Below are 12658 nucleotides of genomic sequence, written 5' to 3'. Positions count from 1 at the left end.
GAGAAGTGTGTTCTTTTTCATTCCACTGTTTTAATTATAGATTTTCGCCATTTGAGGCAATTACTTCTTTATACCAATCAAAAGATTTTTTCTTCGACCGGTTCAATGTCCCGTTTCCTTCATCGTCTAGATCCACATAGATAAAGCCGTAACGTTTACTCATTTCTCCTGTCGATGCACTGACTAGATCGATACATCCCCAGGGGGTATAGCCCATCAAATCTACACCATCTGCAACTGCTTGGGACATTGCTTCGATATGACGACGTAGGTAATCGATCCGATAATCATCAATGATCGAGCCATCCTCTTCCACATGATCAATAGCACCAAGACCGTTTTCAACAATGAATAATGGTTTCTGGTAACGATTGTATAATTCATTCAATGCGATTCTCAACCCTTCTGGATCGATCTGCCAGCCCCATTCACTCGCCTCAAGAAACGGATTTTTTACGCCTCCTAGCAAGTTTCCTTCTGAAGTTGCGGCTTGCGGGTCAGTCTCATTGATTGCCGTAGACATATAGTAACTAAATCCGATGTAGTCAACTGGATATTCTTTTAGCAACTGGAAATCTTCTTCTGTTTGCTCTAATTTTTCCGAATCGACTCCATATTTTTTATAGGTACGGGCTGTGTACGCAGGGTATTCTCCGCGTACTTGAACATCCGTGCAGAAAAAATTGAATTCTTGATTTTGGATCATGGTTGCTGCCTGATTGACTGGATTGGCATCGATGCTATAAGTCGTTGCATAAATAATCATGCAGCCGATTTGGATATCCGAACGCAATTCGTGGCCGATTTTTACAGCTTTGCTACTTGCCACGAACTGATTATGCCATGCTTGGAAAATATTTTGGTACTCTCCTGCTCCGTTGCTTTTTACTAATCCTTGACTTAAAGCTGGAAAATGAAAGGCCGAGTTGATTTCATTGAAAGTCATCCAGTATTTGACTTTACTGCTGTATCTCTTTAATACTGTCTGAGCAAATCGTTCATAGAAGTCGATCAGTTTTCGATTTTTCCAGCCACCGTATTCTTTTGCTAAATGAAGAGGCATTTCATAATGAGAAATCGTGATCACAGGCTCAATATCGTATTTTAAGCACTCATCAATCAGCTGATCGTAAAATTCTAATCCCGCTTCATTCGGCGTGCTTTCGTCTCCGTTTGGAAAAATCCGTGTCCAGGCAATCGAAAAACGATAACATTTGAATCCCATTTCCGCAAATAAGGCAAGATCTTCTTTGAAACGATCGTAATGATCGATTCCGCGATGATTCGGGTAATTATATTTTTCTTGATCGATCGTCCAGTCAAATTCTTTACGACCGATGATTGCAAAACGCTGCTTACCTCCAGGCATAGCATCTGCAACGGATAACCCTTTTCCGTCTCGATCATAAGCTCCTTCTAATTGATTGGCAGCGGTTGCGCCACCCCATAAAAATTTTTCTGAAAAACGTGATTGCATCCTGATTTCCTCCTTATTTTACAATTGCTAGAACATCTTCATTCGCAATAATCTCTTTTTGGTCTAATTCAAGTATATCGGCAAATGCATCGGTATTTGTAATGACAATCGGTGTGATTACACTATAGCCGGCTGCTTTGATTGCTTCGATGTCAAAACGGATCAATAAATCTCCTGCTTTGACGAGGTCCCCTTGTTTGACTAAGATTTCATAACCATTCCCATTTAATTCTACCGTATCCATCCCGATATGAATCAAAATCTCCGCTCCGTCAGTCGTTGTGATCCCTACAGCATGTCCAGTTGGAAAAATAGTCGTGATCTCTCCATCTGCCGGGGCAACAAGTTCCCCTACTTCTGGATCAATAGCGATACCTTTTCCCATCACGCCAGAAGAAAAAACTTTGTCTGGCACTTCACTCAGTGGCAGTACTTTACCCGTTAAAGGACTCTTTAAGGTATGCCGTGCTGAAGTAATTGGTTCTCCTGCATTCGCATGTTTGTTTTCTAATTGATTGTCTTGTGTTTGTTCGTCAAATCCTAAAATCAGCGTACCTACAAATGCTAGAACAAAAGCGATTCCTGTAGCTATTACTGCTACTGTCACATTTGACTCTACACCATCTACCGTACTAATGAAGGTTGGAATCGTTAATAAGCTGACCAAACTGCTAGAGAAAGCTTTTACTCCAGAAAATCCGATAATAGCCCCTCCGATCCCTCCAGAAACACACGCTGCAATAAATGGTTTCTTCAACGGTAACGTCACACCATACACAGTTGGTTCAGTGATTCCAAATAACGAAGTCACTGTAGAAGAAATCCCTAATGCTCGAAGCTTCGTATCTTTTGTTCGTAACGCTACAGCTAAAGCAGCACCACCTTGTGCCAAGATGGCTGGAAGAAGCATTGGCATCAATACATCAAACCCGTATTGCTCGATATTCAAAAACATGATCGGTACGAATCCCCAATGCATGCCGAACATCACAAATACTTGCCATAAACTTCCCATGATCAGACCTGCTACGATTGGACTAAATCCATAAATCGAGTTGAAGAGACCACCTAAAGCATTACCGGCCACCGTCCCAATTGGTCCTAAAGCAAGAAATGTCAATGGAACCATCACTACTAAAACAACAAGCGGAACTAAAATCATTTGCAGAAATTGCGGAATCACTTTTTTTACGAATGGCTCTAATTTACTTTGCACCCATACTGCTAGAATGATTGGTATGACAGAAGAAGTATAACCAGACGGCGAAAGAATCACTGGGATCCCAAAGAAACTGATAGCTTCTCCCGCACCAGCAACTGCTGTGATAGCTGGGTACACAAGTGCCATAGCAATTGCTACTGCTAAAAACTGGTTGGCTTTGAACTTTTTAGCTGCTGTAAAAGCAAGCATGACAGGTAAGAAGGTAAAGACACCATCTGCTGCAGCAAACAATATTTGATAAGTACCGCTATCAGCTGTCAGCCAGCCCATCACCGTTGCCAATGACAAGAATCCTTTCAATACCCCGGCGGCTGCCATCGCCCCTAGAAAAGGTGTAAATATACTAGAAATGATATCAATTAGACGATTCAAAATATTTTTGGACTCTTCTTTTCCATCCTCCGAAACTGCAAGTCCTTCCTCATCCACGATCGATTGATAAACATCTGCTACATTACTGCCGATCACTACTTGATACTGACCGCCACTTTGGACGACTTGGATCACATCTGGGTCTTCTTTTAACTTTTGCGTATCTGCTAAAGATTCATCTTTTAATCTGAATCGCAAACGCGTAGCACAATGTACTAAACTTTTGACATTCTTTTGTCCTCCTACCGCTTCCCATACACGACGACCAACTGCTTGATTATCCATTGTTTTTTCCTTCTTTCTTTTTTTATTTAAAAAATAAAAACCCAGATTGAAAAAAACAGTCACAAACATTCGTGAACCTATTTTTTCAATCCAGGTTTTGCCTGCCATACAGTAACAATCCTTATGATTGGATGCTTTTTTTCTCACTTACTACTCTTTGAATATGGATCGTTAAATAAATCTGCTCTGCGATCCCCATTTCCTGTTTTTGCGTTTGTCGAAGATACTCATTGATCCGTTCCACACAATGAAACGCTTTTGGATACTTTCCTTGAACTAATGCGTAGAGAAACTCATCTTGTTCGTCAGATCCTTCCCCTTTGAGATAACGCTGGGCAAAAAACTGCAGATGAGTAATGATACGCTGATAATTCAAAGATTCTTCATCGAACACGATGCCGAAGAATTTACTGATGATACTCAGTATATCTCTTACCATTGTGGTAACGGTCATCGTCACTTGCATGTCTTCGTTTCCTTGTTGGCTATTCACAAAATGAAAGGCAATAAAACCGGCTTCATCCTCAGAAAGTTCCACACCAGTCTTTTGTTTCACGAACAAAAGAGCCTCTTTCGCTGCTTGATATTCTTTCGGATAAAATTTTTTTGTTTCAAATAATAATGGATTAGGCAGTTGGATATTTTCTTTTGCCCGTGTGATCGCATAATGAAGATGATCGGTCAATGTCAGATAAATATTAGGCGAAAATTCAACTTTTAGTTTATCTTCAGCCAGTTCGACTACTTGCTTGACCCATTCGATCTCCTCTGCCGGAATATCAGCCATCAGCTGTTGGAATTGGTTTTTAGCAAAAGAATCTCTTAAAACAAATTCTTTTTGGACCGCTTCTGGCGAAATCTCATCCCCAATCTTTTTTTGAAAAGCTAGGCCTTTTCCCATACAAACGACTTCTTCTCCGAATCCATTTTTCGAAATGACGACGTTGTTATTCAAAATTTTATCAATTTTCATTTTGCTTCGCCCTCTCAAGAAAAATAAAAAAACCTAGAATTCGCCTACTGTTTCTTAGCTGAATTCTGGTTTTGCCTGCCGTACAGTAACAATCCATTTCTTATTTAAAATCATCATACCATCGAATTTTTATTTATGCAAGCCTTTTCATACAAAAAAATAAAGAAACTGGAACACAAGTCTATCTAGAAAACAACCAAATCAGAGATGCACCTCTTTGCGTTCCTCTTTTTTCAGCAAATCGGCTTTTCCTTATCGATTCATATCCTTTGGCTGTTTTTGATCTGTAACGACTTATGTCCCAGTATCCTAAAATGTTTTTGTCTCTAGATTGAAAGCAGTTCTCATATCATCTGTCGCATCCTTCATCGGTGTGACACTTTCCAGTTCTCCTTGTACAACTAGTCGCGTGACGGCATCCATGTCGCCACAAGTGATCAGTGTGACGATTTCTTTCCCCTCGACCTCGTTCAATAATTGTGTATCTGTAGGAGCAACTTTTTCTTTAAAAAATGTTTTATATGTATACACATTTTCTAAATCCGTCAAATAGATCTTGGCACCCATTTCCAAATTTTCCAGCGGTGTAAACAGTAATTCGGGATTTGTTGCACGATGGCTTGCTAAAGCATAGTTTCCTTTTCCCATCTCTTGATCTGGAGATAACGTTCCTGCACCGTAAAGCAGTGAAGTATTATCCAAGCCTTTGAAAATCGGTAAATTGATCGAAACAGAAGGTACTGCGATACTAGCAATCACTGGCAGGTCTGTTCCGCTCATTTGTGACCTCATCACTCCTTCTGTTGTCATTGGTTCTACTGCGTCAAAGTCAAAACTGACATCTTTATCGTTATTCTTTTTCAAATCTTCTTTCGTTACATTCGCTATAGCATATCTGTCTCCTGTTAATCTGACAAGATAGTCTTTGATCTGTTCATTGAAAATCAAAGCTAGTCCTACTAATAACAAGAGGAACAAGAGGATATTGACTAGCCATCTTTTTGCTTTTCTTTTTTTCTTCATTTTCTCTCCCTCCAGTCTCATTTTACTGTTTTTCTTGTGCTCTTTCCAACAGCTGAATGACACATTTCTACAACTCTGTGTATTTTTTTCGTACACCTGCGCTTTTTTCTACAGGATATTTCAAATTGTTTTTGATCAATTTTTCTTCAATGATCTCATCTAGATCCAACTGAAGGTTGTCTGCCATCATGTATGAATAGATCAATACATCTGCCAGTTCTTCTTTGATTCGTTCTAATTGTGTTTCTTTTACTTCTTCCGGCGTTTTCCATTGAAAAAGTTCTAACAATTCAGATGCTTCCAAAGAAATAGAGATAGCCAAATCTTTTTCGTTATGAAACTGTCGCCAATTACGTTCATCTCTAAACTGGTTGACTTTTTCCATACTATTCATTTGCTTGCCTTCTTCCAATCATTTCTTACTTGATTAATCATACCATTTTTTTACATAAAAAATAGATGATGCTTTTTAAAAAACTCCTGTTTTCTTTTATTTAAAATAAATGTCATAGAAAATCAGTAATTTAGGTAACCACCATGTGTATGCAGTAATGTGACTGCTTCCCCTGAGGCTTTTTGTTTTTCGATACGTTCTTCTCCCCAAACAGACATCGCTACTAGAATCTCTCTTAATGATTTTCCTTCTTCGGTGAGCGAGTACTCTACTTTAGGCGGGACTTGGTTATAGACTTTTCGATGGACAATGCCATCTTGTTCTAACTCTCTTAACTGCTGGGTCAGCATTTTTTGTGTGATCGTAGGGATTTTTTTCCGTAATTCACCCGGGCGAATGGGACCATTACCTAAATGACATAAAATAATCGGTTTCCATTTTCCTCCGATGACTTCCAATGTTGCTTCGACGCCAATATGATAGATTCTTTCCATTTTTATCTCTCCTTAAAAAAGATACGCATCGTATAATAGCATGCTCCTTTCATTTTGTGAACTAACAAAGTCTCTTCCTCTGCGGTTTTTATGCTTTCGCCAAAAAAGGAACTATATTTTGAAAAAAATAAGAATTTTTACAAACGCTGAAACGTTTGAAGGTTCACATTTGTTACCAAAAAGTGCCTATCATACAAAAAAGTCGGTACTTCACGAATGAAGGATGAAGGTCTATATTCTCTATTTGTCAGAAAAATTTGAGGAGGAAATAAAATTGAATAAAAAAATTTCACCAGTTTTTACGCTTATGGCTCTGGTAATCAATGCCTTTGCTATTGGATCTACAGAATTTATCAGCGTAGGGCTTATGCCTTTGATCGTTGATAGTTTTCATGTCAGTTTGGCTCAAGCAGGGCTGACGGTTTCTCTTTACGCGATTGGTGTGACAGTAGGCGCACCTTTACTCACTATTTTAACAGGAAAATGGAATCGTAAAATGCTGATGGCAGCAATCATGGTGGTTTTCATCATTGGGAATCTGCTGGCTGCTTTTTCTGGGGTATTTGTTTTATTGCTAGTTGGAAGGATCGTATCAGCTCTTGCTCACGGGATTTTTATGTCTGTATCAAGTGTCATTGCCGCTGAAGTCGTCTCCCCAGACAAACGTGCAAGTGCGATTGCTGTCATGTTTACAGGGCTAACGGTCGCAACCGTTACCGGTGTTCCTTTGGGGACATTCATCGGTCAGCAAACAAGCTGGCATATGACTTTTCTTTTTATTGCTTTCGTTGGAGCTATCGGTCTACTCGCAAATCTATTGCTCATTCCAAAAGATCTCCCAATACCAGGAGTTGTCGATCTTGGTGGGATTCTTCGGATAGCTAAAAATAAATTTTTAGTGGGCTCTTTTTTGATCACAGCTCTTGGGTACGGAGGAACATTTGCTGCTTATACCTATTTGACTCCGATTCTTGAAGACAAAATCGGTTATTCATCAGAAGCTGTCGTTATTTTGTTGATTATCTACGGCGTAATGGTCGCTATTGGTAATACAATTGGTGGTCATTTTTCGAACCGACGTCCATTAAAAGCTTTAGGTATCATGTTTACTTTGTTATCCTTATCTTTAGTATTTTTATTTGGAACGATTCTTAGCGGGAACTTATTCTTTGCTACAGTAGCTACCTTTGTTCTTGGGCTATTTTCTTTTATGAATGTTCCGGGTCTACAATTATATGTTGTACAATTAGCTGAAACATATACACCGAAGGATATTACGCTTGCTTCTGCCTTTAATATCTCCGCCTTCAATATCGGTATTGCATTAGGCTCTTTTGTTGGCGCACAAACGACCAAAACGATTGGTGTCACCTATGCTCCCTTATTTGGTGCCGTTATCGTTTTACTTGCTGTATTTTTAGTTTTCTGGTTACTGAATCAAGAAAAGAAAAATAAATAATCTTTCAAAATCAGTATGAAGAGGCTGGGACAGAAGCGTTTAACTCCAAGAAATAAGAAGGAATTTCCGAAGGAGTTGCTTCTGCTTCCGCCGTTTATACGTGTTTAGAGCGTGAGACAAAAGTGTTCTTTACTTTTGTCTCACGCTCCTTTTATAACTTTTCCATTTTTTTAGCAATCCGCTCATTCATTTTTCTTTTCAATTCATTGATTCTTGTCTTCGCCTGGATTTCATGTAACGTGTTTTCTGCAAATTGTCCTACATCTTCTCCAACCAATTCTAAGACAGGAAGACCATTTGAAGCACCTTCTTCAAAAAAGTCAAGCAACTCATACATCGCTGACAACATGTCCATCCCATCTCCTGCGGTAAACTCCCAAAGAAATTTTTGTATCTCATTGTAGACGATCTGATAGTCAGCAGGAAGTTTTTTCAGGCGAGCCATTTGTTCGCGATATTCCGCTTTGTCTTCCATCATTTTTTTGATATAGCCAACCAAATTTTTATTGCTCATTTTCTTTGTACTCCTTTAGTTTTTCGATTTGACCTGAAATAAAAGACCAGCGTTTCCAAAATAATTCTAATTCCTGCTTTCCAGCTTCATTCAAAGAATAAAATTTTCTCATGGGTCCTACAGAAGATTTTCTCTTCGTAACGGTAACTAATCCTTTCTTTTCCAATCTCAAAAGAATCGTATAGACAGTTCCTTCCACGATATCTTCAAACCCGTATTCCTGTAAATTTTTGGTGATTTCATATCCATAAGTCTCATGACGATCGATGATTTCCAGTATGATCCCTTCTAGGACCCCTTTTAACATTTCCGTAATTCCGTTCATTTTTTCACCTGTACTTTCGCTATACTCGCTTTCATCATATTTTGAAATCATTGACACGTCAATCATTTAAGCTGTTAATTTTGTTTTTTGCGATAAACGAAAACCGACAACAATTGAAAAACTACGATACTCCCAATGCTCCAAGCAAAAGCCGTCCATAAATCATCAGGTACTTTTCCAGCAGTCATGAGTGAACGGAGTCCATTGATAATAGGGGTTATCGGCTGATAATCAGCAAACCCTTGTAAAGCATGCGGCAGCGTTTCTGTAGGTACAAAGCCGGAACTGATAAATAAAAGCCCCATCAGCAAATAAGAGAAGACGCTAGCTGTTTCATTGCTTTTAGCAATGAGCCCAAAAAATACAGCAATCCATGACATAGCTAAGGTTACAAGTAGTAAAAGCCCTAGTGCCAATAACCACTCGCCAATATCCGCTTTTGGTCGAAAACCAATCAAGAACCCACTGAATAAAACAAGAGCAACGGACAATAAATTAAACAGCATACTTGTGACAACATGACTGTTCAAAATAGCAGATTTAGCAATCGGCATAGAGTGGAATCGTTCAAAAATCCCAGTAGTCACATCATTATTTAAACGAAAAGCTGTATAAGCCACACCGCTCATGACTGTCATTAGCAAGATGGCTGGGAGAATGAACCCTTTATAGCTAGCCACAGATATGGTCATTGCTCCTCCTAATATATAAATAAACGCAAGCATGATCATGATTGGCATCACTACGACCGTGATAATCGTATCAGCGCTTCGCGTCATATGCTTCATCATTCTTCCCGTTAGTGTCATCGTGTCTTGGATCACGTTCATTTTTCTTCCTCCTTCGTCTGATTGATGATTGAGAAAAAGACATCATCTAATGTTGGTTGTTTTTGTGCAAATTCCAGAACTTCGATCTTGTTTTGCTGAAGTAAAGTAAGAATCTCTGTTACTTTTTGAACATCGTTGTCAGTAGGAATCGATAAAGACAATAATGTTTCGTTCTTTTCTCCGCCTACCAGTCGATATGCGGCTTGGAATGTTTCTTCTTCTGCAAAAATCAGTTCGATCGTTCCTTGCGGTAAATATTTTTTGACCTCAGCTACACTTCCTTGAAGCGCAATCTTTCCTTGATCCAAAATAGCGATTTGATCCGCCAATTGATCTGCTTCTTCTAAATATTGTGTCGTCAAAAAGACAGTCACACCGGCTTTTCTCAAATTCCTGATCGTTTCCCATAAAGAAGCTCTTGCTTGTGGGTCCAGACCTGTTGTCGGCTCATCTAAAAACAAAACGGTCGGATCCCCCAACAAACTCATCGCTAAGTCCAGTTTTCTTCTCATCCCTCCGGAATACGTATGCACTGGGCGATCAGCTGCTTCATGTAAGTCAAACGTGTGTAAGAATTCATCAATCCGCTGCCTATGATCCTTCAAGTGGCGAAGTTTTCCAATAAGCACTAAATTTTCTCTACCAGTCAGCACATCATCTACTGCAGTAAATTGCCCCGTCAAACTAATCCGTTCACGGACTTGGGTTCCTTGTTTCGCCACGTCGAAATGAGCAATACGAATCTGTCCTTTATCCGGTGTAAGCAAAGTAGCTAACATCTTGACGATCGTTGTTTTCCCCGCACCATTTGTACCTAGCAAAGCAAAAATGCTGCCTTCGTCAACTGTAAAACTCACACCATCTATTACTTTTTTTCCTGAGAAAGACTTGTATAAATCTGTCACAGTAATCATCTTTTCCATTGTTTTCCCTCTTTTCTCCCCATCTACTTAGCAACACGAAGTATATGAATATAGTATTACTAAGTAGCAGGAGTGTCAACTACTTTGTTTAACTATATAGCAAAACAAACAGAAGGATGACAACGGTCATCACGCTTCTGTTTGTTTATGTTTACTTTTTGAATAAACTGTGTTGCTGAACTCCCTTTATATTTATTCCTTGTTCAAGCTGCTCTTCGCGATGTTAAGTCAGCAGACTGATTCACTGTTTCTGGTTGCCAGATACATTTCTACAAAGAAACAGTGATTCTGCTTTGAAAAATCGATTTTTAGTTCTGCATTTTCGTAAGCATCCAACATTTTTTTCGCACTGTATAGACCTAACCCGCCATTTTTTTTAGAGGTTTTTCCTCTTTGGACCATTTCCGCTAGCGTCAAATTCGTCGGATTTGCCTTGTTCGCTATACTAAAACGTAATCCCTCTTTTTCTTCCAGCAGATTGATCGTAATCGGACTCTGATCGGCTACACGATGATCGAATGCGTTAGAAATAAAAATAGATAAACAACGAATAAAAACAACCAGATCAATCGGGATTGTTTTCACTTCGACAGGAATAACTACTTGGATCGGGATTTTCTCCGATTCTGCTTTTTCTAGAAACTCTAAAAAGACGCCCCTAACAACTGGCGATAAAATCTTTGTCAGCTGTTGTTTTTGCGGTTCTTCCAAAATAGCTGCAGAATAGTTTTCTAAGATTTCTAAAAATTCCAATGTTTCTTTTTTGTTTTCCTGAATAGTACTTTTTAATGAAAACAACAAACTCTTATAATCATGTTTGAATTCTTCAAGATGATGGTAATATTCTTCGTTTATTTGATACAGTTGAAGTGATTCCTGATGCTGTCTTTCTTTTACTTGAAAGCTGATCAACATAATAGAAAAAAGCAACGAAAAAAAACTGATCACAATCGATAAAAGAGACAAAAGCAGATAATCAGAGGAACGAAAATGTACACTTCCCAATACCAAGAAAATCACGCCCCAACTTAATAAAATACACATACAGCCAAAATAGTGCTCAGTGGGATAAGTAAAAAGCAAGTTGAGAAATTTCGTCCGTTTGTCTATACTTTTTACTAATAGGTAGAAAATGAGTGCAACAAGCAGTGCAAGAAAACTTGCTGTTCCGAGGTGTACTCCTCCTAAATAATTTACCAAGTCAAAAACCAGAAAAAAGCTGAACCCAGTGATAGCAAAAAAAAGATTACTGATCAAACAGGTGATAAACAGGTTTTTCGTAGTAGAATAAAAGTGAAACATTAATAATAAGCCAACTAAATAAGGAAAACTTACTTTAGGAATAGGAAGAAAAATTATCAGCGCCATCAAAGCTAAACAACCAAAGCTGATTTTTACTAGCAGCTGTTTCGAAAAGAATAAATAAATACCTAAATCTAAAATCAAAGTAAAGGTCAAATAAAGTGTCACTGTTGCGAACATCTTATTCCTCCATTGTTTTGTTTCATCATGTACACATATTTTTTTGATAGGAGCCTGCATATGAAAAAGTATTTTATCATAGAAGATAACCAGTTTCACAGCGAATGGATCATCAAAGAATTGGTCAATCATCATATCGAGAATATCGTGCAGCTCACTTCCATCTCCCAAATCAATCAGTTGATTCAGTTGGGCACTATTGATAATCACGATGTTTTCTTTATCGATATCGACTTGAAGCAATCACTCACAGGTATTGATGTCGCCGAACAAATACGTAAAAAAAACGCTCATAGCAATATCGTTTTTTTCACCGCCTATACGAACTTTGCAGTAGATATCATCAACCGGAAAATCCTTCCGATTGGATATATCAGAAAAGACAGGAATCTATCTGAACAAATTCATCAAGTGCTAGAACAGATCAATTGGAAAGAACAGCAGATCGTAAATGTCGATAAAATCTTCATTGATCAAAAAGGCGGGAGTCTCGTCCTATATCCTCGGGAAATTTTATATATTGAAAGTATCAAAGGATTGAAAAATCAAGTTATGGTCAAAACAACGACAGAAGATAAACTAGTAAGCACTTCATTAAAACAGTTGAAGATAGAGTTAGAAAAATACACTTACTTTTTACTTTTAAAATCCTACTGTATCAACTTATCACAATTGCAGAAAATCGATTCTGCTCATTATGTGTTAGAATTTTTCAACGGTGATTCCTTACTCGTTGGTCGGAAAATCTTTGAAAAGACAAAGGAACGTTTCCATGATTTCCAGCAAACTGCTTCGAGCTGATGAATGAGAGCTGCGAAGTAAGCAGAGCAGATTTCAGGGAGTGGAGCCAACTAAAGGCCCACTCCCTGAAATCGTTGATATGTT

13 protein-coding genes are annotated in these 12658 nt (G+C 38.5%); 2 read left to right on the top strand and 11 right to left on the bottom strand.

Annotation, left to right across the window (positions count from 1 at the left end; genetic code table 11):
- Positions 1 to 34: 34 nt before the first annotated feature.
- The 6 genes from IGJ53_RS03020 to IGJ53_RS02995 all read right to left on the bottom strand — a co-directional run bounded on the left by IGJ53_RS03020 (position 35) and on the right by IGJ53_RS02995 (position 6240).
- A complete protein-coding gene (locus IGJ53_RS03020; RefSeq protein ID WP_010732017.1) occupies positions 35 to 1477 on the bottom strand; it encodes a glycoside hydrolase family 1 protein in 1443 nt (480 codons plus the stop codon).
- 13 nt (positions 1478 to 1490) lie between these two features.
- A complete protein-coding gene (locus IGJ53_RS03015) occupies positions 1491 to 3356 on the bottom strand; it encodes a beta-glucoside-specific PTS transporter subunit IIABC (protein ID WP_149557927.1) in 1866 nt (621 codons plus the stop codon).
- 121 nt (positions 3357 to 3477) lie between these two features.
- Entirely contained in the window at positions 3478 to 4329 is an 852-nt protein-coding gene (gene licT, locus IGJ53_RS03010) for a BglG family transcription antiterminator LicT (RefSeq protein WP_438749535.1), read from the bottom strand.
- A 309-nt stretch (positions 4330 to 4638) separates the two neighbouring features.
- Positions 4639 to 5352: a class A sortase gene (locus IGJ53_RS03005; RefSeq protein ID WP_010732015.1), complete on the bottom strand. Its 714-nt coding sequence runs from the start codon at positions 5350 to 5352 to the stop codon at positions 4639 to 4641.
- A 67-nt stretch (positions 5353 to 5419) separates the two neighbouring features.
- Positions 5420 to 5746: a nucleotide pyrophosphohydrolase gene (locus IGJ53_RS03000; protein ID WP_002291148.1), complete on the bottom strand. Its 327-nt coding sequence runs from the start codon at positions 5744 to 5746 to the stop codon at positions 5420 to 5422.
- Positions 5747 to 5868: 122 nt separating this feature from the next.
- Positions 5869 to 6240, bottom strand: coding sequence for a winged helix-turn-helix transcriptional regulator (locus IGJ53_RS02995; protein ID WP_002373730.1), 372 nt, complete (start codon positions 6238 to 6240; stop codon positions 5869 to 5871).
- A 274-nt stretch (positions 6241 to 6514) separates the two neighbouring features.
- On the opposite strand from IGJ53_RS02995, the gene IGJ53_RS02990 reads away from it, so the two are divergent.
- Complete coding sequence (locus tag IGJ53_RS02990) at positions 6515 to 7699, top strand: MFS transporter (RefSeq protein ID WP_259741784.1); 1185 nt, start codon at positions 6515 to 6517, stop codon at positions 7697 to 7699.
- A 151-nt stretch (positions 7700 to 7850) separates the two neighbouring features.
- On the opposite strand, the gene IGJ53_RS02985 is transcribed toward IGJ53_RS02990, so the two are convergent.
- From IGJ53_RS02985 to IGJ53_RS02965, 5 genes are all read right to left on the bottom strand, one after another.
- A complete protein-coding gene (locus IGJ53_RS02985) occupies positions 7851 to 8213 on the bottom strand; it encodes a DUF1048 domain-containing protein (RefSeq protein WP_002339072.1) in 363 nt (120 codons plus the stop codon).
- On the bottom strand, positions 8203 to 8538 hold the full coding sequence (locus IGJ53_RS02980; RefSeq protein WP_002308273.1) for a PadR family transcriptional regulator: 336 nt from the start codon (positions 8536 to 8538) through the stop codon (positions 8203 to 8205). Before IGJ53_RS02980 ends, IGJ53_RS02985 begins: the two co-directional genes overlap by 11 nt.
- Positions 8539 to 8612: 74 nt before the next feature.
- Positions 8613 to 9368 (bottom strand): ABC transporter permease, encoded by a 756-nt coding sequence (locus IGJ53_RS02975; protein WP_010732013.1) that lies wholly within the window; start codon positions 9366 to 9368, stop codon positions 8613 to 8615.
- On the bottom strand, positions 9365 to 10291 hold the full coding sequence (locus IGJ53_RS02970; RefSeq protein WP_010732012.1) for a daunorubicin resistance protein DrrA family ABC transporter ATP-binding protein: 927 nt from the start codon (positions 10289 to 10291) through the stop codon (positions 9365 to 9367). The genes IGJ53_RS02975 and IGJ53_RS02970 overlap by 4 nt, the downstream gene beginning before the upstream one ends.
- A 228-nt stretch (positions 10292 to 10519) precedes the next feature.
- Positions 10520 to 11773, bottom strand: a complete 1254-nt coding sequence (locus tag IGJ53_RS02965; RefSeq protein ID WP_010732011.1) for a GHKL domain-containing protein — start codon at positions 11771 to 11773, stop codon at positions 10520 to 10522.
- A 60-nt stretch (positions 11774 to 11833) separates the two neighbouring features.
- Between IGJ53_RS02965 and IGJ53_RS02960 the strand changes: the two genes are divergently transcribed.
- Positions 11834 to 12574 (top strand): LytR/AlgR family response regulator transcription factor, encoded by a 741-nt coding sequence (locus IGJ53_RS02960; protein ID WP_002345337.1) that lies wholly within the window; start codon positions 11834 to 11836, stop codon positions 12572 to 12574.
- Positions 12575 to 12658: the final 84 nt, after the last annotated feature.

It is taken from the genome of Enterococcus sp. DIV1283b, from assembly GCF_051710965.1.
Classification (GTDB): domain Bacteria; phylum Bacillota; class Bacilli; order Lactobacillales; family Enterococcaceae; genus Enterococcus_B; species Enterococcus_B lactis.
Note: the sequence above shows the minus strand (reverse complement) of the source record. Positions and strands in the feature narration are given on the sequence as shown.